This is a genomic window from Shewanella marisflavi, assembly GCF_002215585.1.
Lineage (GTDB): Bacteria > Pseudomonadota > Gammaproteobacteria > Enterobacterales > Shewanellaceae > Shewanella > Shewanella marisflavi.
In genome coordinates this window covers 2142716-2166842 of record NZ_CP022272.1, presented here as the reverse complement: position 1 = coordinate 2166842, position 24127 = coordinate 2142716, and the positions used below count along the sequence as shown (strand labels likewise).

The following is a 24127-nucleotide window of genomic DNA, read 5'->3' as shown; positions in this document are numbered from 1 at the left end:
TTTTATGCACTCGGCAATCAATCGATTAACTCTTGTGCAGCGCCGTTAAATAGGCCAACTCAGCAACGTTACTCACTTGCATTTTTTGCATCACTTTTTGACGGTGAAGCTCGACGGTTCGCTGGGCCACATTCAGTTCTGCGGCAATGACTTTATTAAGCTTGCCAGCTAACACATAGTTCATGACTTGCTGCTCCCGCGGGCTTAACAGTGAAAGACGTTGAGCGATACTGAGTTTCAACGCCTGACGTTCAAAAGCGTGCTGGGTCGCTTGCTTAGCCTTTATCAATAAATCGAGTAATTTATCTCCGTCGGCTGGTTTTTCTAAAAAATCTAACGCGCCTTGTTGTATCGCCTGAACCGCCATCGAAATCGTACCGTGACCGGTTAACATGATCACGCTCAGTGGGCTGCCATGCTGGCGAATATGTTGTAGCAGTTCGATACCATCCATACCGGGCATCTGAATATCCAAGATGGCAACACCTGGTTGCTGCAGCTCGACCTTTGCGAGGAAGCTATCTGCGTTTAAAAAGGTCTCAGGGCTATAACCCATCCCCTCAAGCATCCAATGTAGGGAGTCCAAAACGTCTTGATCATCATCGACTAAATAGAGCTTACACATCGAGTCTCCTTAAGGGGCAGAGTGACGACTATGGTTAGGCCAGTGTTGAAATGAGGAAATTGCTTTCCAAAATCTTGCACTAGCGGTTCTTTGTTTACTGTGGTGTGGTTATTAAAGGCACGGATCTTACCGCCATGCTCCTCTATGATGCGCTTGCAGACTACCATTCCCAAACCCAGGCCATTAGCCTTAGATGTTTCAAAGGGAAAGAACAAGCGCTTTAATGCCGCGTCACTTAGGCCTGTGCCTGCGTCACTGACGGTAATGATGGCATTGTCAGCATCATTGGTAATCGCGATGGCAAGTTGTGGCTCGGGACACTCTTCCATGGCATCTAATGAGTTACGTAGCACATTGACAAATACCTGCTGCATTAGACTGGCATCGACATTAACCGTCAATGGCCATAAGAATAGCTGAGGTTTAAGGCTTATCCGGTTAAAGTCAGGTTGCATTAAATTGAGTGTATCTTCGATAAGCTCTTTAAGATCATTATCTTGGTAAACACTCGGTTGCTGGCAAAACTGCCGAAAGCGCTTTATGGTATTTTGCGCTCGGTCTACCTGTTGTAACATCTTGCTCAGCGCATGCTTTAGGTCGGTCTGCGTATCGGTCAATCGGTAGATACTTCCCTGGGCCAAATAGCGAATGCCTGCCAGAGGTTGATTGAGCTCATGGGCAATCCCTGAGGCCATTTCACCGGTTAATAGAATGCGTTGAGCTCTGTAAAACTGTTTTTGTTGTTCAAATAGGGCCTTTTGGGTGTTCTCATGTTGGGTCATTTCATCACTAAGTGCTTGAGTTCGTTTTATTACCAATCTTTTTACCCTAAGGTGATGAAAGTAACCAAGCAGCAAGATGATAGCGATCACTAGGGCCCACGGAATCGCCTTTTCTACCAGTCGCTGCCAGTTTGTGACGAATGGCCAACGCTCTAGGCGTTTTAAAAGGCTAAATACTTGACTATCCTCAACGGGAACAGACCAGTTAAGATAACGCCCGATCTTAGCCTCTTGATCGTCTTGATTGATATCGAGTAGTGCACGTACTATTTGGCGTGCAATTTGATGCTCGGTATTACCTAACTTTGAGAAGGCATAACCCGGGTAGAGGGAACCCGAAGTTTGGCAGTTAAATCCTTGGTGAAATTGCGGCAACAGCACATGAAACTCTTCCTCTGTAACCTTTTTCTGTGAGACTAACGATTCGAGCACGCAACTGGGCAAAATGGCCACATCGGCACTGCCGTCTTGCAAATAATTGACTAACTTCTCTTGAGGAAATCCGACAAATTTGAGGTTTTTAAGATCCTTATAAGGGTTGATGCCTTGATCGATCAGTTCACCGGCAAAGATTTGAAAGCCACCAAATGCATTGGGATCCGAAGATACAAGCTTTAACCGCTTGAGATCCTGTAACGTATCGATATTAAGTGAGCGCTTAGCAATCAACGCAGTACCTACGGCTTGCTCAGGATTAGCATGTTTGAGGGGCACAAGCGTTAGTAGATGACTGACACCATAGTCTTTTTTTAAAGCCACTGTGATAAGTGCGTTACCTATGATGAAATCAAGGGCATTATTTGACACTCTTTCAACCAGCTGATCAGGTCTAAGGGGGATCAATATCAGGTCGATACCGGTTTGCGCTGACACTCTGGCCAAAGAGGGGGCCCATCGCTGATAAACGATATCAGGATCGGCAAAAGCAAGTGCCCCTACGGTATATGTTTGCCCCTTGTTGCTAGCATCTGTAGGTGTGATGCCATTAGCCATAACGACATTAACCTGGCTGGCCAGCAAGAGGAGCAGTAAAGCGACGCCTCCAATGTTACGCAATCTAGCATTCAGGTACTTGATGGCTAGGATTTGTCCGAATCGACACCCATGGCGACTTTGAGTATCGTTGAAAATGCTGCTATATGACCACGGGTATTTCATAGGCTTATCTAGATGCGAAACAATAGGCTAATTATGACTGATAATTTTGCAATGTTTTAATCTATTGAGCTTCTATGGTGATCTTGTTCACAACAGCTATAAGTTTGCGGAAAACCACTATAGCTATTTAATAATATAAACCTTGCTTTTTATTTTGATCTTATTCAAGTTTATATTTATTAAAGTCAGATGAGGTTATTTTGTCGCCTTCTTTATTTAAATACCAAACTGCCTCAATCCAGGGCTGGCTATTGACATATTTTAAACCTTGCTCAATCGGCATTAGAAACAACATGGTAGAAATAACATCGGCATATATATGTTCGCTCGATAGTATGACAGTCACCGCAACACCTTCTTTTTCTGGATAAAGAGTGTTGGGATCAATAATGTGATGATACTGCTTACCATTAACCTCGAAATATCTCAAATAGTTACCGCTACTTACCACGGTGAGATTCTGGCCACTGATTATTTCATGGTAGCGCCCTTGCTGGGTTTGGCATTTTTCTAGGGTAAATTCACTCTGTTTGCAAACAGGGTCTTCGATGGCCGTGATAAAGTCGCGACCGCTGGGATGTTGTCCGTAGTGTCGAATGTTGCCACCTGCATTGATCACGAATCGAGTCGCGCCGTCACGCCTCAGCTGATCAAACAGTTTTTCTACCATCCAACCTTTGGCAATACCACCAAGATCTATGCTCATCCCCGCTGCCAGCGTAACAGTGTTGGCCTGCTTGTCTAAGGTGATGTTATTGATATCGATATATTGCGCAGCATTTTTCAAAGACTGCTCGCTCGGCAGTTCGCACGCATCAGGGCTTTTCAGGCACTTAAAACGTTTCTCTCGCCAAAGATCGATAACGGGCGATAGAGCGACATTAAAATAGCCCTGGCTCTTGCGATGCCACTCAATGGAGGTTGCTATTAAATCAACGAGTTGAGCGTCAATGTGGTGCGTGGCCGTAGGAGATTCATTTATAGTCTTTATGTTGGTTACATGGGGGTAGGTAGCATAATTGGATGCCAAATAGTGATAGTCCTGTATGACGGATAAGGCGTTGCACAGTGTGGCCTCGGTAAGCTCTGTGACGGCTTGGTAGAGGGTAACACTGATGGAGGTACCAAAATAGTTCAACGTCGTTAGTGTGGCGCGATCTTCTTCCATATCAATGAGTGCATTACCATGGCATTGATAAAACTTTTCCAATACCTGTGGCGAATATTTTTCTTTGGCTAAAACAACGGCAGTTCCGTCTATTTCAGCTGTATAACCCATTGCTGAGCAAAGTATGGTTATAACGAAATTAATTAACAAAAATATATTTTTCATTCGGCAAAATAATGAGTGTGCGATGACTGATTATTAGCATGAGGTGAGTTTTATTAAAAAACAACTGCGTTATTTTGTTACCTGGTTCAAAGTTATTAACGTTGCTGTCTTAAACTGCGGTTTTCCGCAGTTGCCGCCAATTATTTAAGGCTTACCCTGATAAATAACTTTAAGCAGTACAGGTAATAATAAAATGGCAATGTCCAAGAAGTTTAAAAAAAGTCTTATTGTTTCAACTATTGGTTTGGCAACACTATCAGCCCTAGGGTGCGCCTCACAAGCCACTCAGGGGAAGTATGTTGATGGTGTTCATCAGGTACAGGCAAAAGGAAAGAAAAGCCAGATTGTTTTAGAAGTAAAAGTGGAACACGGTGAGATAGTCGATATCAAAACTAAGTCCCACAAAGAAACCGAGTCACTTTATCTTAATGCTGAACGCCTGCTTCCTAAGATCGTTAAAAACAATGGTCATGAAGGTATAGATGCAGTGTCCGGCGCAACCTATTCTTCTAACGGTATCTTAAGAGCTGTTAACGACTTACCGCGCAGCAGTGGCATTCAACCTAAGTACGTTACTGTGGGTTCAAAAGAGGAGCAAGGCGGCGACGACTTTAAACTAAAGTGGTCGATACAACCCAAATTGGGCTTGCTCGTTGGTGACTATTATTACGAGGAGGCGCGCTTTAGACAAGGCCACATGGGCAGTATGACCATAGTGACCAATAGCCAGGATAAAGATGACGTGATCTTGGCTGAATTTAACGAAAGCGGTCGTCCAAATTACTATACCCGCCTGTATCAAGACGTACCTAAACGCATGTCTGAGTATAACTTCACCATGGGCAAGAAGAAGGGAACGGCATGGGTACAGTCTGCATTAACCATGGAAAAACTCATGGTTGAGCAGAATAAATTGACCTTTGAGCCAAACCCTAATCATGATCCCAAGTTGGCCAATAAGTTAAAGGAACCTAATCGACTCAGATACTTAGGCATAGATATTGTTGCTGGTGCTTCTAACAGTATTCAACAATCTATGATCCCGCTAACGGCAAAGATCCATCATCGTATTCAAGGTGAAGGCAGCACTCTTAAGTTTTATCAGTTGGCCGAGAAAGTGCTTGATGAAAAGGGGCAGTGGACTGGCGTCACAGCCATGTTACGCCTAGTGGTAGATCCAGCTTCCAAGCAGATCGTTAAAGCGCATTTTGACGAGATCTTTGCCGACGAAAAGGCTCAGATACAGGATGCTTCGCTGAAAAAATTCTATCGCCAATCTAAGTATGACTCAATTAACTATTCAGAGCCGGCGCGCATAGGTTTCAACGTGATGATCGATGCCCTTAACACGCATCTGCAGGCTGGCGGCTCACTGTTCGATATCAATGACTTGCCAGCAACCGGTGATACAGGTAACTACGCCGCCACCGGTTTTACTAAACGTTCTAGCTCTTGGGATCTCTATCTAGATCAAGCGGAAAAACTTTATAACAAGATGCGTCTAGATGGTGTGATAGCCGAGCATAAGCATCCAGCATCTAAATAACAACACTTAGTCCAAAAGAGATGATGATCATGAAAACTTTCACATTAACATTGTTAGCCACTAGCCTGTTTGTCGCCCCTCAGGTCATAGCCGAAGAACTTGTCGATTTTTATGGCCGACTCGATTACTCGGTGACTCATTCCGATAGTGGTAGTGCGACTCATACCGGTAAAAAAGGTACTATTCTTGAAAATAACTTCAGCCGTATAGGGATTAAAGGACAGACTGCGCTGGTCGCAGACTGGTCACTATTTTACAAAGTTGAAGTTGGGGTGAATGGTGCATCCCAAGATAAAGGTAACAACCCTTTTTCTGCCCGTCCGACTTTTATTGGCTTTAAACATCCTAAGGCGGGGCAGTTAGCAATTGGCCGCATCGATCCTGTGCTTAAAATGAGTAAAGGTTTTGCCGATGCGTTTGACAACTATAGTCTAAAGCATGATCGGCTAATGCCTGGTGATAAGCGCCACGGTGACTCGTTAGAATACAAGAGTCCTAAGTGGAACAAGCTGCAATTAGGTGTTAGCTACCTGATGGAAGACAATTACTTTAACGACTCTGATCTGCGTAAAGATAACGGTAACTATCAAATTGCGGTGACCTATGCAGATAAGTTCTTTAAAACCAGTAATTTTTACTTGGGCGTCGCCTATTCAGACGGTATCGAAGACATTAAAGCAACCCGTTTAGTGGGTCATGTTAAGCTCAATAAATTAAAGCTAGGCACCATTATTCAACAAACTGAACTTGTTAACCCTACTAAAACACATTATCAAGAGCGTGATGGCATCGGTTACATCGTAAGCGCAACCTATCAGATTGAACAACTATTGTTGAAGGCTCAATATGGTAGCGATGATTCGGGTACAGGTAAAATTGCGGGTCGCGTATATAGTGCACTAGGCGAGTCAGCAACTGTCGTACCTGAAGTGTCCCAATGGGCAGTTGGTGCTGAGTACCGTTTATCTAACTCTGCTCGTATCCATACAGAGATAGGTCAATTTAATGTGAAGCAATACGAAGACTTTGATGACACTGTTGTGAGCTTAGGTTTACGTTACGACTTCTAGTTTTACCCCCATCTAAAATTCTCCCCCGGCGCATGGAAGCGCCATTATCGCTCCCTCTCGTTTGTTGTCCCTTCATTGCTCAGCGTCCTTGCTGGTGTTTATCAAAAGTGGCTATCATAACCCGCTGACTAAAATGAAAAGCACTAATCATAACAAGGAGTCCTATGCACATTGAAAACAGCAAGCGTTTGCGCTTTGAGCTAGTCACGCAAGAAGATGCACAATTACTGTTTGATCTTAACCAAGACCCTGAGGTGATGCGTTATATTAGCGGCGGCAAGCCATCGACCATGGCAGAAATCCAAGATTATTTTATGCCCCGAATCCATGGCTTCACAAATAGCGACACTGGTTGGGGGCTATGGAAAGTCTTTACCCTTGATAGCCAATTAGCGCCTAACGACTGCTTTATTGGTTGGATTTTAGTAAGACCCATGGATTTTTATAGCGACAGTCCCAAAACAAACGATCTTGAGATAGGTTGGCGCTTTATGCAGTCAGCCTGGGGCAAGGGGTATGCAACCGAGGCGGCGAAAGCCGTGTGTCAGGCACTGGTTGAACAAGCCTCTGTCATCGGTCAGCCTATCAGTCATTTTAGCGCTATCGCCGATCCTGCCAACAGCGGTTCGATAAACATCATGACCAAGCTTGGTATGGAATATATTAAAAACGATAGGGTCGAGACGCCTGACGGTGAGGTTGAGGTGGTCCTATATCGTATGCCAGCCTAAAAAACTGTGCCTTAAATGGGATGAGAAATAGTATGAACCGCCGTATTAGACGAGCGTCTAATTAATTAAAGGCAGGGGAGTAATGTAAATTGATTTTCATTTTGGTAAAATGCCGCAAAATTTAATGTGAGAGTTAACTATGCCAATGTACGTTGTGGGACATAAGATCCCTGATTCAGATTCAATTTGTGGTGCGATTGCGCTGGCTTATCTAAAAAACCAGATCGGTGAAGAAGCAATTGCCGCAAGACTTGGTGAGCCTTCACCTGAAACTGCCTTTATCCTGGATCGCTTTGGTTTTGAAGCACCGCTATATAAAGAGCATTACGCCGGAGAGCAGGTTTATATCGTTGACCACTCTGAGCTGACTCAGGCACCAGATGATATTGCACAAGCCACTATTGTCGGTATCGTCGATCACCACAAGCTGGGCGATTTAACCACCTCTACACCTCTTGAGTGTTGGATCCGTCCAGTAGGTTGCAGTAACACAGTTATCAAGATGATGTACGATTTCTACAACGTCGAGATCCCAAAAGATATCGCCGGTATCATGATGTGCGCCATCTTAAGTGATACGGTTATCTTTAAGTCTCCTACTTGCACCACAGCCGATATCAAGTGTGTCGAAGCTTTAGCAGAAATTGCCGGAATCGAAGATTACAAAGCGCTGGGAATGGAGATGTTCAAGGTTAAGTCGGCCGTTGAAGGCACGCCTGCACGTGATCTTGTGATGCGCGACTTTAAAGACTTCAACATGAACGGAAACCTTGTTGGCATCGGTCAGCTTGAGGTGATTGACCTGTCTGTTTTTGACAGCGTCAAGGCAGAACTTGAAGCCGATATCGCCGCGCTTAAGGCAGAAGGTAATCGTCACAGCGTTCTATTGCTGCTGACAGATATCATGAAAGAAGGCTCTGAAGTACTTGTGGTTTCAGACGATGCCGATCTTACTGAGCGTGCTTACGGTAAAGCCAGTGAGAAAGGCCGCGTTTGGCTAGATGGAGTGTTAAGTCGTAAGAAGCAAGTCGTGCCACCACTGCAAGACGCTTTCGCTTAATGCTATAAAAAAGCCGGTGATTCACCGGCTTTTTTATCCCTTACGTACGATTTCCGCGCTTAATATTAACCCGGCTTTTTATCACGCAGCCTAATATGGTCTCTCAGCTTTTGTAACCTATCATCAGCTTTGGCGTATAAGGTATCTTTCGGGTAATCCTCAAACTCAAAGTCTCGCTCGCCAGCCGGCAGACCCGTTAAGATCTCTACAGCCTGATCGACATGCTCGATAGCCCAGATAGAAAACTCACCCTTAGTAACCGCGTCAACAATATCGGCGCGCAGCATCAAGTTTTGCACGTTGGTGTGGGGAATGATGACCCCTTGTCCTTTATGGCGGCCCTTTATTTTACACACATCGAAGAAGCCTTCGATTTTTTCATTTACGCCACCAATAGGCTGCGCCTGACCAAATTGGTTCATGGAGCCGGTGATTGCCACATCTTGGCGCAGTGGCACCTTGGCAAAAGCAGACACAATGGCGCATAGCTCAGCCATAGAAGCACTGTCGCCATCAACGCCTGAATAGTTTTGCTCAAAGGTGAGGTGGGTCGTCAGCGGGATTTTATCTGTTTGTCCAAAAATAGACGCAAGATATGCGGTTAAAATCATCACGCCTTTAGAGTGGATCTGTCCGCCAAGTTCTACCTTACGTTCTATATCAAATACGGCACCTTCACCCAAAGAAACGCTTGCCGTGATCCGGCTTGGCGCGCCAAACTGGTGATCAGATGTGGCAACCACAGACAAGGCGTTTATCTGGCCAATAACACTGTGTTGGGTGTCGATAAGTGTCGTACCGTTGATAAAACTTTGCATCACATGATCCCTTAGCCTGCACACTCTCAATTCATGGTTATGCAGTGCCTGCTCAACATGGCTGGCCCGGATCATATTGGCATTACTGGATTTCGCCACATAATTTGACTCTCGCAGCAAGTTAGCAATGTCGGCTGAGTGCAGTGACAATTTGTTTTGTGCATCGGCCTGACGTGCACTGAACTCTATGATGCGTTTAATAGCGTTACGGTCACAGTGCAACATATTATTGCCCTGAACTATGCTCGAAATAAATTTTGCATACTGAACTTCGGACGCATCGGTGCGCGGCATTTCATCTTCAAAGTCTGCGGTGACTCTAAATAGCTCTTTAAATTCAGAGTCATAATGTTGAAGCAGTTGATAGGTTTGATAGTCACCAAACAGAATAATCTTAACGTCCAAGGGGATAGCTTCGGGGTCAAGCGAAATGGTACCTGAAAGGGTGACTTCACGTTCTAGCGAACTGAGGCTGAGCTTTCTTGAGCGCAGAGCACGTTTTAAGCCATCCCAAACATAGGGTTGCTCTAACACTTTAATGGCATCTATCATCAAGACACCACCATTGGCCTTATGTAGGCTGCCAGGACGAATGAGAGAGAAATCAGAGAAGATAGTACCTTTATAGGTCGCGTTTTCAATATATCCGAAGATGTTATGGTAGTTTGGGCTCTCTTCAATGACGATCGGCATCGGGATATCGCCATGATTTACCAACACATTGACTTGGTAACGCCGCGGCATCTTCTTTTCTAGTGAGGCGTAGGAGAGGGCGATCTGCTCATCATTCTGCTCTAGAAAAATATCCAAATTATCAATAATATCTTTATGCATATCATTGAGGTGGCTCTTAACCTCTACTATATCTGTGTAGCGCTCCTTTAAGGGCTCAAGCAGATGTTGTAATACCTCCTGGGCAACTTCTTCGTCATGCTTTTGTTGTTTGTCTGAATAGCTTTCCTCCCAGGCAGTAAACTTGCGTACCACTTCGCGTAGCTTGGATTCGAGACTACCTATATTCTTTTCGAGCTTAGCTTGCTCTTTTTCGCTAAGGGCGGCAAAACTCGCTTCAGTGTGAGGTTCTTCACCATTCATCGCGACCAACTCATAGCTGCCTTGAGCATTAATGGACAGACTAATTTGCTTTGAGGCGGCTTCTTTGGTGATTTGCGTCAGTGCTGATTCTTGTTTATCAGCCAGCTGCGCTTTTAGTTTTTCAGCGCGGGAATAGTAGAGCTCATTGTCGAAAGCCAGCGGGAGGGCCTTTACCAACCGCTTCATAAGCTGCTCGATATCGGCTTTAAAACCTTGTGCCTTGCCTCGAGGCAACTTCAGCACCTTTGGGGTACGGGCATCGTCGAAATTAACCACATAGCACCAATCGAAGAGCTGATGATGGCCATTGGGATCGTATCTATCGAGATAACGCATCACCATAGTTCGTTTACCTAAGCCATTACGACCTATGGCATAAATGTTATAGCCTTTATCCTTCATCGACATGGCGAACTCAACGGCTTGCTGCGCGCGCTCTTGGCCTACGATTTCGTTAAGTGGTGTTAACTGTTTGGTAGATTTAATATTGGGATCGAGTAGAGCAAGTGTCGAAAATCGGTATAGCTTGTCACTGGCAAGAGGAGAGATAGACATAGGCGAGAGCCCTCATATGACAAATATTAAGCTCAGTGTAGGCAGCTCATTTTTTAATTTACAATCATTTTTTATGTTGAATGAAAGATTTAGCGCATCTAATGAGTTGTTCGCTCAATATGTAACCAATGCAGCCGTTCCAGCGATTAATTTTTCAAATCCGTTTCATTCAATATGACAAATTTGCATGTAAGGTTAAGGCTCAAGTAGATTCTTTTGACTCGCACATCGCCAATAAGTTGGTAAGATAGCGCATGTTGCTAAGCCAACTATACTCTTTGTTATACACAGGGACCGTGAAGTTTAAATAATAAGAGATCCTGATATATGCCCCATGACGTTCCTAATCTAAATCCTGATCTACTCCAGTGGCTGGCTAATGATAGTTACCTACTTCAACTTACACTGGACACCTTGCCTGTGCCCATCTTTTATAAAGATATAGAGGGGGTGTATCTGGGTTGTAACAGTGCATTTGAATCATTTATCAAGCTCACAAGGGAAGAACTGATCGGTAAGAGCGTCTATGAACTCTTTGATGCCGAATTGGCTGACGTCTACCAGCGGGCCGATCAGGCATTATTTGATAAGCCTGGTGTACAAATCTATGAGAAAGAAATTAAAACTCGAGAAGGCGATGCGGTTTATGCTCGTTTTCATAAGACAAGTTTTAACGACAATCAGGGTAAAGTTGCCGGGCTGATCGGCGTTATTTTCGATATTACTGAGCAGAAGGCACTCGAAGCCCAGTTAACACACCATGCCATTTATGATGATTTAACCCAGTTTTATAACCGCCGTGAAGGCATTGCCATAGGTGAGCGCCTGCATCATGCCTGCAGCCAACAACAGGGAGAACTTGGGATCATTCTTATCGATATCGATTTCTTTAAGCAGATTAACGATACCTATGGTCATATGACGGGCGACGAAGCACTGCGTCACATCGCCACCATTTTGAAACAGCAGCAAGATCCGCAGGATGTATTGATGCGCTGGGGTGGTGAGGAGTTTGTCGTTCTGGTTAATCGATCTTGTGGTGCAGAGCAATCCTTTGAGACTTATCTCTATAACCACGCGCAGGCTTATTGTGATGCCATAAGACAAAATCGTTTTCAGGTAGGCGATGATGTGCTAGAAATTACTTTTAGCTGTGGGCTAAGTATCTTCACGCCAGGCAAGCACCTAAACCAGATGTTACATGACGCAGACACTGCCTTATATAGAGCCAAAGACGCGGGGCGTGACAATGTCAGTTGGTAGTAATTGCTCCCACACATTGTATTTAACATAATATACATTGTGCGCATTGCTGTGTAAGGAGATTACTAAATCGATACAATAGATGTTGTAACAGCCTCTATCGGGTAAATCATACTTTATCAGTGAGTACACCAACTTTTAATGCTTATCGTTTGGCAGCTGCGAAAATAGTAACGGCATACAGCGACTATCTTCAATATCGAGTATCGGTCTCACTAGAGATCGTCTGCAGCTATTTACCATTTTTTGTTGAGTAGCTCATTTAATCTTATTTCTCGACGCTTTTGTTGATAAGGCCCATGACAACTAACCGCTATTACCCTTTAGCGAACTATCATTTCATTGAATATCGTTAACCAGCCAACCTAAGCCACGAACTTATTTGAACATTTTGTGATTCTGACACGCGTTGCTACGTGAATTCTGAGTGGTAATCCCCCTAGAGATATAATTTCATGCACGTAGCGACGCGCTATAGATGAAGGATTATTTTAGATGCCAGTAAAAACCGTTTTATCTAACGCTTAACATGGCCTTTATGTTGGAGCCCAACAACATTTCATGATTAACACTGTTTTAGTGCTAATCGCTGTAAAGCAAGAATTCTTTGCAAAACCTGAGAGCAATGAATACTGGAAAGCATTGAATTATTGCGTGCCAATCCTTAGCGGTAATGCCAAGATTTATCATAGGTAAACGCAATGCATAGGTAAACTCAGTGGCAAGGTTAAGCGCGCTCGAACAGATAAGAGCAACCCTCATAAGCGATTTATTGCGAGCACCATTACTGGCGATACATAAAATGGCCCACTACATGATTCAAATCTGGCAAGTAACCTTGGGCACCTAACCTTGATCACGTTGAACCAACAGGTAAAGCAATGCTAATAGATTAGTGCTAGATGCACATAAACTCGGATTTTATTGAAATGCCGATAATGAGACTTATCGGCATTACTTGAATTAAAATAATGACACCCGGTCATCGTTATTTTTGTGCCGTTACTTCTTTTCATTATTTTGGTCAATCAATCCCTGCCAATCTGTCCATAGGTTTATTCGCAGCACTTTGATGCCTTTCGGCTTGCGAGGTATGTAAATATTGTGACGTTGTGTCAATACTCTCGTGCCCCGCATCAGCCTGAACATGAGATAAAGGCCTTCGATTCAGATTGATATCATGAGTTATCCCCGTATGGCGGATATTGTGAACGGTCAATTGGCGCATGGATTCAGCATCTTGGATTAATCCATCATTTTCTGCGCTATTGGCGGCCTGTTCAATGAGATGCTGAACCTCTTCTCTCACCTGTCGGATCCCCAAGTTTGCAGTGACCAAACCAGCGTCTCGGCCACGACCGGCTGCCCTGTGTCTTATAAAGATAGGGGTTTGTTCTTGATAAGTCGGCAACTGAGTCAACCCTAAATAAGCTCGATACGCTTTTAACGCAGCCAATAGCTCATTTGACAAGGGTATTTGACGCGCCTTGCCCCCTTTACTCTTTGGTATATGGAAATGCCAAATCCCCGTCTGCTGATGCTGCTTAAACTGCCCCATGATGGGACTGTAACCCGCTCGCGCACTGACATCGGAAACCCTTAAGTAGCATCCGTAAATCAGCTTAATAAGGAATAAACTCCGTTGGTGCGTTTCTGGGTTTTGCTTAGCCAGTTTTTCAACCGTAGAGATAACGTAGGACCACTGCAACTCAGAAAACGCGAGTCCACCGCCCTCCTCTTCGCTCAGTTGAAATTTGCGTTTGTGCGCAAACTTGGAGTGATTCATCCAGGCTTGGGCAGGATTACGTTCACAATAATCTTCAGCCATAAGAAAGCCGTAAAAGGATGACAATATAGCCATCTTGGTTTTTAAAGCATTGTCACTTAATTGATAAGGTTGGTTTTTCTTACCGACAAAGGGTCGCCAATTGGGGTTAGGGATTCGGGTCTGAGTTAACTTATCAAATTTGAACTGAGCGACATTAAAGTAACCTATCAATGCCGTTGGCGGTGATTGGCAGTAGGCCACAAACCTATCCATATCTCGACGAGTCACGTTCGCGGGTGAAACCTGGCACACGTCGAAGCACCAATGCAAAAAGCTGGTTATTTCACTTCGAAAACTCTTGTAACTGTTTTCATTATCTCGCTGAGCAAAAAGCAGATCACTCGCTAATTCGTAGACTAAGGCCGCATCTTCTATACCACCCATGGCTAACGCCGTAATATGCTGATTGATAATGGGGTTGCCAGCATCGATATACTCACTGGACTCAAAAAGAGGCAAAGTCTGCAATCGGATATACTCCTGTGAAACGACAAAGCGATGTAAGAAAAGTTAGTCCGGTCTAACTATAACAATTATAAAGAAAAAAGCGGATGATATATTTCTGCTCTGTGACTGGCGCAAGCAATAAGCCAATATCTAATCTAGCATTAAAGACCATTTTCTCTCCTATTGAAGCGTCTAACGGACGCTATAACCACTTATGATAATGAAATACCTCCAAGTGAGTAAAAAATTACTAAATACCTAAATTGTTCTGTAATTTTATCTAGTTTCCCAGCCAAATGTAGCACCAGTTACTACACTAATAACTAAGATCAAGTGAGTTAACCAATGAGGGAAACGGATGCTGATTGATATGGCAAAAAAGAGTCCACTGTTTTCTGGTAAAAAGAAATCAATCGAAGCAGAATCTGGACCGGCCTGGCGCATACTGATAGTCGATGACGAGCCCGATGTTCATACCGTCACTAAACTCGCTTTGTCACGATTTAAACTCGATCACCGTGGCATCGAATTCATCAACGCCTATAGCGGTGAAGAAGCTAAACGCATTCTTCTAGAAGAGCAGGACGTCGCCATGGCTTTCATTGATGTCGTCATGGAAAGCGATCACGCCGGCCTCGAGTTGGTTAAATGGATTAGGGAAGAAAATAAAAACAAGAACATCCGGCTTATCCTCCGCACAGGGCAGCCCGGTCAAGCTCCAGAAGAAGATGTGATCGTTAATTACGATATCAATGACTATAAAGCAAAGGCAGAACTTGATTCGCGAAAGCTTATTACCAGCGTCTATTCCGCACTGAGAAGTTATCGGGATATCATGGAGATTGAAGCTGCGAAGATGGCTCAAATCCGCTACCGGGAAGGACTTGAGCGTGTACTTAAAGCAACCTCCGGCCTGTTTGAGCTGCGCACCTTACATCACTTTGCCGATGGGCTATTAACGCAAGTCGCCAACCTACTCAACCTTAACAACGAAACCTTACTGCTGACCTGTAATGCTATCGACGCCATGAGTCAGGATCTTAGCCCTGACAAATTGCACATACTGGCGGGCACTGGACAGTTTGCCGCACACCATGAACAAGTGATTCCAGAACCCATTGAAAAGCTGTTAAAGCGTGCGTTAAAAGAGCAAACCTGCTTATATGAAGATAATCTTTTCGTGGGCTATTTTCCTGCAAAAAGCGGCTGGATCAACTTGCTCTACATGGACAATATTCACGCCATTGGCGACCTTGATAAAAAGCTTATCGATATCTTTGCCATTAATGTGGGGGTTGCGTTTGAGAACCTGTTACTCAATAAGGAGTTGGAAGACACCCAATCTGAGCTTATTTTTAGGCTGGGTGATGTCGTTGAGAGCCGTTCAAAGGAAGCCGCAAACCATGTCAAGCGGATGGCCGAATATTGCTATCAACTGGCAAAGCTGGCAGGACTGGACGAGCAGCAGGCGGGGCTGCTAAAGCACGCCTCCCCTATGCATGACATAGGTAAAATTGCCACGCCAGACTCAGTGCTATTAAAGCCTGGAAAACTAACGCCTGAAGAGTGGGAGATCATGCGCCAACACCCAGCTATTGGACACCAAATTCTCGGTAAGTCAGAACGTCCAATCCTAAATGCCGCAGCGATAATTGCATTACAGCATCATGAAAAATACGACGGAAGTGGCTATCCTTCTGGCTTAAAAGGAGAAGAAATTCATATCTTTGCACGAATCGTGGCCATTGCCGATGTTTTCGATGCCCTGTCTCATGAGCGCTGTTATAAGCCTGCGTGGCCAATCGAAGAGGTGATTGAAGAGATCGCTCGCAACGCTGGCAGTCATTTTGACCCCAAGTTAGCGCATCTCTTTATCGATAATATTGAAATATTTAATAAGGTTAGGCTGGCACTGAGTGATAAAAACTAAGTATACCTTGGCCACTAATAGACTGCGTTAAAAGCGGGTGTCAGTGGCCTCTACTTAGCTATCGGCTAAAAAATCAAACATAACCACCTTGGCTTCACCTTGGATTTTAAAGCTAGCGATAAGTCGCCACACCATATAATCACTGCTGCATGAACCGTATATTAGCGGACCTTGATAGGTGTTTTTACCTGTTTGGCTTAACTTAACAGGGATAACCCCCATAAACATATCTCTTCCTTCTACCCTTACCGATAACTCTTCTAAAGCGACACTGCTGGTTAAGGTCACCTGCAAGGGCTTTTCACTAGGGGTATTTTCTGGCGAAATAGCCAATGAGATCCGTTGGCCGCTTAGCTCTCTGTCGCAGGTCTTTTGGCTAAAGTCGCATAGTGTCTGGTCAATTTCAAAGGGGGTTTTGGTAGCGTTTTGGTCAAGCTTTGGTAATTGTTTTTCTGATGGTTCGCAACCACAAAGCAGCAAAGTAACAATAAGTCCGGCTAAACGCCATAAATCAGGGGAACGCCATTTTGATAGCACAATTATTAACCTTTTGAATCATAGTGTTTACATTCTATCCAGGTAGTTTGATCTGGATCAATAATGGATGCCGCATAATTCCTATCTTTTTTGATATTGCTCAAGTATCATTGCGTTACTCGGCATTAATTTGCGTTAATGTTGTGTAACACATTGACACAGTCATGGTTGTTTCGTAGGGAAACAAGCCTTTGATGTCATTTTACCGGGTAAAGTGCCACTTTACTCAAACAATAAGTATAAGTAATAAGCAGTGGAAGCAATATGATGAACCATTCCCAGCCTCAAGGCGCTGATTACAATTACACTGTTGTCCGCCAATTTGCCCTTACCACAGTATTGTGGGGCATTATTGGTATGACGGTAGGTGTATTGATCGCGGCCCAGTTAATCTGGCCACAACTTAACTTCGAAACTCCCTGGCTCACGTACAGTCGTCTAAGACCTCTGCACACCAATGCCGTGATTTTCGCGTTTGGTACTTCAGCGTTATTTGCAACATCCTATTATATCGTCCAGCGTACCTGCCAAACCCGCCTATTTGCACCTAAGCTAGCTGCATTTACATTCTGGGGATGGCAAGCCATTATTCTTTCAGCCGTTATTACTCTACCGCTTGGTTTAACCAGCAGTAAAGAATACGCCGAATTGGAATGGCCTATCGATATCGCTATTACCATAGTATGGGTTGCCTATGCCGTTGTGTTCTTTGGCACAATCGTTAAGCGAACCACGTCGCACATCTATGTGGCAAACTGGTTCTTTGGTGCCTTTATCATCACGGTAGCTGTACTGCATATCGTTAACTCTATGGCAGTACCTGTCAGCCTGTTCAAGTCATACTCATTATACTCTGGCGCCGTCGATGCCATGGTGCAATGGTGGTATGGCCACAACGCCGTTGGCTTCCTGTTGACAGCTGGTTTCCTAGGTATGATGTACTATTTCGTGCCTAAGCAAGCTGGTCGTCCTGTTTATTCTTATCGTCTATCAATCGTTCACTTCTGGGCATTGATTGCACTGTATATCTGGGCGGGTCCGCACCACCTACATTACACTGCGCTACCAGACTGGACACAATCACTGGGTATGGTGATGTCGCTGATCCTATTTGCACCTTCTTGGGGTGGTATGATCAACGGTATTATGACGCTATCTGGTGCATGGCATAAGCTTAGAACTGACCCTGTACTGCGTTTCCTTATCGTTTCTCTCTCTTTCTACGGCATGTCGACCTTTGAAGGTCCAATGATGGCGATTAAGACAGTGAACGCGTTATCTCATTACACCGACTGGACTGTTGGTCACGTTCACTCAGGCGCGCTAGGCTGGGTAGCTATGGTTTCAATCGGTTCGCTTTACCACCTTATTCCTGCGGTTTACGGTCATGGCCGTATGTACAGCACTCAGCTGATTAACGTTCACTTCTGGTTAGCGACAATCGGTACCGTTCTCTACATCGTTTCAATGTGGATTTCGGGTGTTATGCAAGGTCTAATGTGGCGTGCAGTAAACTCTGACGGAACCTTAACCTACAGCTTCGTTGAAGCTTTGGAAGCGTCATACCCATTCTACTTTGTCCGTTTCTTAGGTGGCCTGTTCTTCGTCACAGGTATGCTACTAATGGCATACAACGTGTTTAAGACAGTAAAAGCACCAAAAGAATCGTTGCCAGCACTAGCTGAAGCATAAGGAGTAGATTTGATGAAATTTAATCATGAGATAGTCGAGAAAAACATCGGTCTGCTGGGTATCTTTACCGTGATTGCCATCAGTATTGGCGGTTTGGTACAGATCACTCCCCTGCTTTTCCAAAAAGATACAACAGAGCCAGTTGATGGACTACGTCCTTATACTGCACTGGAGCTAGAAGGTCGCGACATCTATATCCGTGAAGGATGTGTTGGCTGTCACAGCCAGATGATCCGTCCTCTGCGTGCAGAAACTGAGCGTTATGGCCACTACTCTGTTGCCGGTGAATCCGTTTGGGATCACCCATTCCTATGGGGCTCTAAGCGTACGGGTCCAGATTTGGCTCGTGTTGGTGGTCGTTACAGCGACAAGTGGCATGAAGTTCACCTGTTGGATCCACGTGCAGTAGTACCACAATCAAACATGCCTGCCTTCCCTTGGCTAGCTGACAACGTCCTCGATGGCGAACTCACAGCTAAGAAGATGGAAGTGTTCCGCGGTTTCGGTGTGCCTTACACTCAGGAAGAGATCGACAATGCCAAGAAGGCTGTTGAAGGTAAAACTGAGATGGAAGCAATAATTGCATACCTGCAGTCGCTAGGTCACGCACTGAAATAAATTGGAGGCATGAATATGGATTACGGCACAGTACAAGGGATTATTACCATTGTTGTCATGGTGACGTTTGTCGGTATTTTTGCATGGGCTTATAGCGGTCGTCGTAAGGCTCAATTTGACGAAGCCGCTAACCTTGTTTTCTCTGATGAAGAGAAAAGCAAGGACTCAGGAGAACATAAGTGATGATGAGTAGCTTCTGGAGTATTTGGATTACCGTACTCACAATTGTGGTAATCGCGGGATGTTTCATCCTACTGTTTGTTGTCTCTAAAAACACTACCGGTGTTGAAGAAGGCAAATCAATGGGTCACAGCTTTGACGGTATTGAAGAGATCAATAACCCACTGCCTAAATGGTGGAGTTATATGTTCTACATCACCATCGTCTTTGGTGTGGTTTACTTAGCGCTATATCCAGGTCTAGGTAACTTTAAAGGTTTCTTAGGCTGGTCGAGCTCAAACCAAAGTATTGGTACCGAACAAGGTATCAAGGCTGACTCTGCCGCTGCCACTGAGCTGGCTAAGCAAGAGAATCGTTGGGTTCAATACGATAAAGAAGTTGAGAAAGCTAACGCTAAGTACAGCCCAATTTTTGAAGCTTATTTGGCTACGCCCCTTGAAGAGCTAGTGAAAAACGAAGAAGCTCTGAAAGTAGGTGGTCGTTTGTACCTGCAAAACTGTGCACAGTGCCACGGTAGTGACGCGCGCGGTAGCAAGGGCTTCCCTAACCTGACAGATGGTGATTGGTTATATGGCGGTGATTTGGCTACCATCAAAACCACTATCATGAACGGTCGTCACGGCATGATGCCTCCAAAAGGCGGTTTACCTATCGAAGACAGCGAGCTTAAAGGTCTTGCTGAATACGTAGTGAAACTTGCTGGTCAGGAGCATGACGAAGCGCTAGCGGCCCAAGGTCAGGCGTCATTCATGAAAGGTTGTTTTGCCTGTCATGGCATGGACGGCACAGGTAACAAGTTTATGGGTGCCCCTAACCTGACGAATAACATTTGGTTATACGGTGGCAGCCGTGGCGTGATCCAAGAAAGCATCAAAAATGGGCGTTCTGGTGTGATGCCAGCCTGGAAAGATGTCTTGGGCGAAGAGAAAGTTCACGTCATCACAGCATATGTTTATAGCTTGTCAAACAAGTAATTACATTTAAGTAACACCAAGGCCTCGAGACAGATCGAGGCCTTTTTTTTAAGTGCCATAAACATCATTTAACGGTAAGATATGGCCAACAAAAATAACAGGTAGTACCCATGAAAAAACCACAAGCTTGGTATAAACAGTTTTGGCCTTGGTTTCTGATTATTTTGCCGCTTTGCGCCGTGTTTGCCAGTGTTAACCTCATGCTTCTCGCGATCGAAAATAAAGACTCTTTAGTGTCAGAAGATTATTACAAAGACGGCAAAGCCATTAATATGGATTTACGTAAGATCAAACATGCCAAGCAATTGGGGCTTCAGTTTGAATTACAACTTAGTGACGACGAGATCACCCTCACCCAGCACGGCGGCGAGCCTTATGCTGCAGCGCTTAATGTCGAGTTTTATCATCCTACCCTACAAAAGAAAGATTTCGCCCAGGTTGCAACCGCTGATGGTGCTCAGGTCTATCGCGTTAAGCTAGCTAAGCCCATTACAGGCAGCTGGGAAGTCAGATTAGAAGGTTTTGATCGGTCCTGGCGCATCCAAAAACGTCTAGAGCTAAAAGATAACAATCAATATTGGTTAAACTAGCCATTCATGGACTCGTTAAACTGTTTTCACTGTGGCGAACCCGTTACCACGGGTCGCCAATTCGAAACCCTTATCGATGGCGTATTGGAGCCTATGTGTTGTCCTGGCTGCCAAGCCGTGTCAGCCGCTATCATAGACGCTGGATTAACTAACTATTACAAATATCGCACCGAGCCCGGTAGCAAGCAGACCGCCCTGGTGCCCGAAGAGCTCAGTAGCTTCTCGGCATTTGATCTCGAAGAAGTTCAGCAAGATTTCGTCCATCAGGGCAACGAAAGTGCCAGCACTTCATTGACCATAGATGGTATTACCTGCGCCGCTTGCGCCTGGCTTATCGAGCACAAACTGCAACACATAAAAGGGATCAACAAGATCTCAGTTAATACCACAACAGAACGTGCTCAAGTGAGCTGGGATCCTAAGGTAATAAAACTGAGCGAGATTCTACTGCAGATAAGCCAAATCGGGTATCAGGCCGCTCCCTATCAGGTCGATGACCAAGAGATCCAAAGTAAGAAAAATAGCCGCAAGTTCCTGTTGAGACTGGGGCTAGCTGGATTTGCCACCATGCAGGTGATGATGTTTGCGTTGGCACTCTATTCCGATTACTTCACCGACCTCGATGTGGAATTTAGAGACTATTTCCGCTGGGTCAGCATGATTTTCGCCGCGCCAGTGGTGTTTTACTCCGCACAGCCTTTTTATTTCAGCGCGCTTCGCTCTATGTTGTCGGGGCGTCTCAATATGGATGTATCGGTTTCTATAGCGATCTGTGGAGCCTATATTGCCAGCTGTATAGCAACCGTTTCCGGCGACGGAGAAGTTTATTTCGAATCCGTCAGCATGTTTACCTTCTTTCTATTACTTGGGCGCTATTTCGAACAAAATGCTCGCCAAAAGGCTTCCATCAGTTCCAACAACCTGCATAAACTCATTCCTCTGACGGCCAATTTGCTCGATGAACGAGGTGAGCAATCTGAAGTCCCGGCAAAGCGCCTTAAGACTGGCGATATCATCATGATAAAACCAGGGGAAGTGATTGCAGCCGATGGTGACATTATCGAAGGTTCAAGCTGTGTCAACGAGGCCATGCTGACCGGCGAGCAGATGCCTGTGACTAAGCATTTAACCAGCCAGGTGTATGCTGGCACCATCAATGTCGACCACCCTATAAAGGTTGTGGTCACCGCGACTGGCCAGGACCAATTAGTAGCCGAAATCATTCGATTGCAAGAAGCAGCGTCGAATAACAAGCCTAGAGTGGCCCTCTATGTCGATACCATTTCTAACTATTTCACCTGGACCATTTTAGTGATCGCCGCCCTCACCTATCTGGTGTGGAAACACTATTGGCCTGAAGATGCCTTTTGGGTAACGCTTTCTGTACTTGTCGCTACCTGCCCTTGTGCCTTGGCACTGGCGACGCCCACGGCGGTCACCTGCGCAACCGGGCTCTTCACGCGCTTGGGGGTTGTCGCCCGTCGTGGTGGCGTGTTCGAAAAACTGCCTAAAGTCGACCAGGTGGTATTTGATAAGACAGGCACATTAACTTGCGGCAGTCTGACCTTAAACCAAACTCACCTTTTTCATACCATGAGCCAAGAAGAGGCTCTAGCCATTAGCGCTGCCATGGAATCACAATCTATCCATCCCATCGCTAAGGCATTTGCCCCTTTTTATCGCCAAGATGATCAGGTGACGGAGAACCGATATATTGCCGGCTCAGGTGTTCTGGCAAAGGTTAATCAGCAGCAATATTACTTAGGTAGCGCCGCGTTTATTCTTGACCAAACCCAAATTCAAGCTGCCGACAACCTAGCGAATGTCTATCTGGCGACTCAAGATCACCTCATCGCTGGCTTTACGCTTAGTGATACCGTAAGAGACGATGCGAAGGCAACCGTAGACACGCTAAAAACGATGGGAATTGCCACCTGTATAGCCAGTGGCGATACAAGCGAGCACGTTGAGCAGGTCGCTCACGAAGTTGGTATTACGGCGCTCCATAAAGGTCTTAAGCCCCAGGATAAACTGACGCTGATTAACCAGCTAAAAGATCAAGGCAAGCAAGTGGCTATGTTTGGCGATGGTGTTAACGATGCACCAGTGTTAGCCGGCGCCAATCTCTCGATTGCCATGGGTAGCGGCGCCGATATCGCCAAAAACAGTGCCGATCTAATTTTGCTCGGAGATCAGCTGTCTCGTTTTCCACAAGCGGTACGCATCGCCAAGATGACAGAGCAAATAATTAGGCAGAATCTGTTATGGGCACTAGGATACAATCTGCTTATCATTCCTTTAGCGGTAACCGGACACGTGTTACCCTATATTGCTGCGATTGGCATGTCGGCCAGCTCATTAATTGTGGTTGCCAATAGCCTAAGACTACTAAAGGTTCGTTTATGAGTATTATCTATGTACTGATCCCCATTGCCATGCTGTTTGTGCTGGTTGCCGTAGGGATCTTTTTCTGGGCCGTAAAATCTGAACAGTTTGACGATCTTGACCGTCAAAGTGTCTCTATCTTGTTTGATGATGACATCAAACCCAAAACGAATAGCCAGCAAGACGAGCAGCAACCGCATTGATTGACTTCACCATAACCGGCGCCTTTTTAGTGGGGCTAATGGGTGCTGGCCACTGCATCGGTATGTGTGGTGGTTTAGTGGGCGCCTTCTCTCAACAACTTCCCAGACGAGCCTCGGATAATATTCTGCTTGGTCAGCTTAAATTTATCCTCAGCTATAACCTTGGCCGCATCATTAGCTACACCTTAGCCGGTGCCTTAGTGGGTGGCTCAGCAAGTTTACTTTCAACTCTGTTTAGCCTGGACGCCTATTTAGTCAGCATGCGCGTATTTGCCGGTGTAATGATGATCATTACCGGACTCTATATTGCGCAAATATGGGCTGGCGTGGTGCAGATTGAACGAGTAGGCAAGTGGCTGTGGCGCTTGATAAGCCCGGTTGCCAACAAATTGCTACCTATTACTGATTTAAAACACGCCTTCGCGGCAGGATTATTGTGGGGCTGGCTTCCGTGTGGCCTGGTTTACAGCACGTTAACCTGGGCCGTAGCGGCGAATTCCGCACAGCAAGGTGCCCTCATTATGGCCGCATTTGGTCTAGGTACCCTACCCGCCTTGGTCAGTGCAGGGGTCGCGGCGCGCTACTTCGCCCAGTTGGTTCAACAACGCAAAGTCCGCATATTCGGTGGGCTTATTCTAGTAAGCTTTGGCATACAAACTTTGTATATTGCATTTGCACAGCTAGGCTAGCTGTGACTATTAAATTAG

The 24127-nt window shown here is 45.2% G+C and carries 20 protein-coding genes; 14 read left to right on the top strand and 6 right to left on the bottom strand.

Features of this window, described 5'->3' with window-relative positions; translation table 11 throughout:
• Positions 1-25: 25 nt before the first annotated feature.
• The 3 genes from CFF01_RS09485 to CFF01_RS09475 form a co-directional block, all read right to left on the bottom strand.
• Positions 26-625: a response regulator transcription factor gene (locus tag CFF01_RS09485; protein ID WP_088904630.1), complete on the bottom strand. Its 600-nt coding sequence runs from the start codon at positions 623-625 to the stop codon at positions 26-28.
• Positions 607-2463 carry a sensor histidine kinase gene (locus CFF01_RS09480; protein ID WP_232479416.1) on the bottom strand — a complete coding sequence of 619 codons (1857 nt, stop codon included), beginning with the start codon at positions 2461-2463 and terminating at the stop codon, positions 607-609. Before CFF01_RS09480 ends, CFF01_RS09485 begins: the two co-directional genes overlap by 19 nt.
• Positions 2464-2725: 262 nt before the next feature.
• Positions 2726-3898 carry an FAD:protein FMN transferase gene (locus CFF01_RS09475; RefSeq protein WP_088904629.1) on the bottom strand — a complete coding sequence of 391 codons (1173 nt, stop codon included), beginning with the start codon at positions 3896-3898 and terminating at the stop codon, positions 2726-2728.
• A gap of 193 nt (positions 3899-4091) precedes the next feature.
• Between CFF01_RS09475 and CFF01_RS09470 the strand changes: the two genes are divergently transcribed.
• The 4 genes from CFF01_RS09470 (at position 4092) to CFF01_RS09455 (ending at position 8305) form a co-directional block, all read left to right on the top strand.
• Positions 4092-5444: an FMN-binding protein gene (locus tag CFF01_RS09470; RefSeq protein ID WP_033540502.1), complete on the top strand. Its 1353-nt coding sequence runs from the start codon at positions 4092-4094 to the stop codon at positions 5442-5444.
• A 29-nt stretch (positions 5445-5473) separates the two neighbouring features.
• A complete protein-coding gene (locus tag CFF01_RS09465) occupies positions 5474-6514 on the top strand; it encodes a porin (protein ID WP_332459640.1) in 1041 nt (346 codons plus the stop codon).
• Between the two features lie 164 nt (positions 6515-6678).
• Positions 6679-7245 carry a GNAT family N-acetyltransferase gene (locus CFF01_RS09460; protein ID WP_088904627.1) on the top strand — a complete coding sequence of 189 codons (567 nt, stop codon included), beginning with the start codon at positions 6679-6681 and terminating at the stop codon, positions 7243-7245.
• A 139-nt stretch (positions 7246-7384) separates the two neighbouring features.
• Positions 7385-8305, top strand: a complete 921-nt coding sequence (locus CFF01_RS09455; RefSeq protein ID WP_088904626.1) for a manganese-dependent inorganic pyrophosphatase — start codon at positions 7385-7387, stop codon at positions 8303-8305.
• A gap of 65 nt (positions 8306-8370) precedes the next feature.
• Here CFF01_RS09455 and CFF01_RS09450 read toward each other — a convergent pair whose 3' ends face one another.
• Positions 8371-10773, bottom strand: a complete 2403-nt coding sequence (locus CFF01_RS09450; RefSeq protein ID WP_088904625.1) for a Lon protease family protein — start codon at positions 10771-10773, stop codon at positions 8371-8373.
• Between the two features lie 327 nt (positions 10774-11100).
• Between CFF01_RS09450 and CFF01_RS09445 the strand changes: the two genes are divergently transcribed.
• A complete protein-coding gene (locus CFF01_RS09445) occupies positions 11101-12036 on the top strand; it encodes a sensor domain-containing diguanylate cyclase (RefSeq protein WP_088904624.1) in 936 nt (311 codons plus the stop codon).
• Between the two features lie 1024 nt (positions 12037-13060).
• Here CFF01_RS09445 and CFF01_RS09440 read toward each other — a convergent pair.
• Positions 13061-14332 carry a tyrosine-type recombinase/integrase gene (locus CFF01_RS09440; RefSeq protein ID WP_408640506.1) on the bottom strand — a complete coding sequence of 424 codons (1272 nt, stop codon included), beginning with the start codon at positions 14330-14332 and terminating at the stop codon, positions 13061-13063.
• A 337-nt stretch (positions 14333-14669) separates the two neighbouring features.
• Here CFF01_RS09440 and CFF01_RS09435 point away from each other — a divergent pair, with 337 nt between their 5' ends.
• A complete protein-coding gene (locus CFF01_RS09435; protein WP_088904622.1) occupies positions 14670-16241 on the top strand; it encodes a DUF3369 domain-containing protein in 1572 nt (523 codons plus the stop codon).
• 54 nt (positions 16242-16295) lie between these two features.
• Here CFF01_RS09435 and CFF01_RS09430 read toward each other — a convergent pair whose 3' ends face one another.
• Complete coding sequence (locus tag CFF01_RS09430; protein ID WP_033538201.1) at positions 16296-16778, bottom strand: hypothetical protein; 483 nt, start codon at positions 16776-16778, stop codon at positions 16296-16298.
• A gap of 264 nt (positions 16779-17042) precedes the next feature.
• Between CFF01_RS09430 and ccoN the strand changes: the two genes are divergently transcribed.
• The 8 genes from ccoN to CFF01_RS09390 all read left to right on the top strand — a co-directional run bounded on the left by ccoN (position 17043) and on the right by CFF01_RS09390 (position 24109).
• Complete coding sequence (ccoN, locus tag CFF01_RS09425; protein WP_033538200.1) at positions 17043-18470, top strand: cytochrome-c oxidase, cbb3-type subunit I; 1428 nt, start codon at positions 17043-17045, stop codon at positions 18468-18470.
• A 12-nt stretch (positions 18471-18482) separates the two neighbouring features.
• Positions 18483-19088: a cytochrome-c oxidase, cbb3-type subunit II gene (gene ccoO, locus CFF01_RS09420; RefSeq protein ID WP_033538199.1), complete on the top strand. Its 606-nt coding sequence runs from the start codon at positions 18483-18485 to the stop codon at positions 19086-19088.
• Positions 19089-19103: 15 nt separating this feature from the next.
• On the top strand, positions 19104-19271 hold the full coding sequence (locus CFF01_RS09415) for a CcoQ/FixQ family Cbb3-type cytochrome c oxidase assembly chaperone (protein WP_033538198.1): 168 nt from the start codon (positions 19104-19106) through the stop codon (positions 19269-19271).
• Between the two features lie 2 nt (positions 19272-19273).
• Positions 19274-20242: a cytochrome-c oxidase, cbb3-type subunit III gene (gene ccoP, locus CFF01_RS09410; RefSeq protein WP_033538235.1), complete on the top strand. Its 969-nt coding sequence runs from the start codon at positions 19274-19276 to the stop codon at positions 20240-20242.
• A 110-nt stretch (positions 20243-20352) separates the two neighbouring features.
• Positions 20353-20832 (top strand): FixH family protein, encoded by a 480-nt coding sequence (locus CFF01_RS09405; RefSeq protein WP_088904621.1) that lies wholly within the window; start codon positions 20353-20355, stop codon positions 20830-20832.
• 6 nt (positions 20833-20838) lie between these two features.
• Positions 20839-23238 (top strand): heavy metal translocating P-type ATPase, encoded by a 2400-nt coding sequence (locus CFF01_RS09400; RefSeq protein WP_088904620.1) that lies wholly within the window; start codon positions 20839-20841, stop codon positions 23236-23238.
• Positions 23235-23420, top strand: a complete 186-nt coding sequence (gene ccoS / locus CFF01_RS09395) for a cbb3-type cytochrome oxidase assembly protein CcoS (protein ID WP_033538195.1) — start codon at positions 23235-23237, stop codon at positions 23418-23420. Before CFF01_RS09400 ends, ccoS begins: the two co-directional genes overlap by 4 nt.
• Positions 23417-24109: a sulfite exporter TauE/SafE family protein gene (locus tag CFF01_RS09390; RefSeq protein WP_088904619.1), complete on the top strand. Its 693-nt coding sequence runs from the start codon at positions 23417-23419 to the stop codon at positions 24107-24109. The genes ccoS and CFF01_RS09390 overlap by 4 nt, the downstream gene beginning before the upstream one ends.
• Positions 24110-24127: the final 18 nt, after the last annotated feature.

Excerpts from the sequence above, each read along its gene's own strand:
- CFF01_RS09405 (WP_088904621.1), top strand. The coding sequence starts at position 20,353 with ATGAAAAAACCACAAGCTTGGTATAAACAGTTTTGGCCTTGGTTTCTG.
- CFF01_RS09400 (WP_088904620.1), top strand. The coding sequence starts at position 20,839 with ATGGACTCGTTAAACTGTTTTCACTGTGGCGAACCCGTTACCACGGGT.
- CFF01_RS09485 (WP_088904630.1), bottom strand. The coding sequence starts at position 625 with ATGTGTAAGCTCTATTTAGTCGATGATGATCAAGACGTTTTGGACTCC.
- ccoO (WP_033538199.1), top strand. The coding sequence starts at position 18,483 with ATGAAATTTAATCATGAGATAGTCGAGAAAAACATCGGTCTGCTGGGT.
- ccoN (WP_033538200.1), top strand. The coding sequence starts at position 17,043 with ATGATGAACCATTCCCAGCCTCAAGGCGCTGATTACAATTACACTGTT.
- CFF01_RS09415 (WP_033538198.1), top strand. The coding sequence starts at position 19,104 with ATGGATTACGGCACAGTACAAGGGATTATTACCATTGTTGTCATGGTG.
- CFF01_RS09455 (WP_088904626.1), top strand. The coding sequence starts at position 7,385 with ATGCCAATGTACGTTGTGGGACATAAGATCCCTGATTCAGATTCAATT.
- CFF01_RS09460 (WP_088904627.1), top strand. The coding sequence starts at position 6,679 with ATGCACATTGAAAACAGCAAGCGTTTGCGCTTTGAGCTAGTCACGCAA.
- CFF01_RS09450 (WP_088904625.1), bottom strand. The coding sequence starts at position 10,773 with ATGTCTATCTCTCCTCTTGCCAGTGACAAGCTATACCGATTTTCGACA.
- CFF01_RS09445 (WP_088904624.1), top strand. The coding sequence starts at position 11,101 with ATGCCCCATGACGTTCCTAATCTAAATCCTGATCTACTCCAGTGGCTG.
- CFF01_RS09470 (WP_033540502.1), top strand. The coding sequence starts at position 4,092 with ATGGCAATGTCCAAGAAGTTTAAAAAAAGTCTTATTGTTTCAACTATT.
- CFF01_RS09465 (WP_332459640.1), top strand. The coding sequence starts at position 5,474 with ATGAAAACTTTCACATTAACATTGTTAGCCACTAGCCTGTTTGTCGCC.
- ccoP (WP_033538235.1), top strand. The coding sequence starts at position 19,274 with ATGAGTAGCTTCTGGAGTATTTGGATTACCGTACTCACAATTGTGGTA.
- ccoS (WP_033538195.1), top strand. The coding sequence starts at position 23,235 with ATGAGTATTATCTATGTACTGATCCCCATTGCCATGCTGTTTGTGCTG.
- CFF01_RS09435 (WP_088904622.1), top strand. The coding sequence starts at position 14,670 with ATGCTGATTGATATGGCAAAAAAGAGTCCACTGTTTTCTGGTAAAAAG.
- CFF01_RS09475 (WP_088904629.1), bottom strand. The coding sequence starts at position 3,898 with ATGAAAAATATATTTTTGTTAATTAATTTCGTTATAACCATACTTTGC.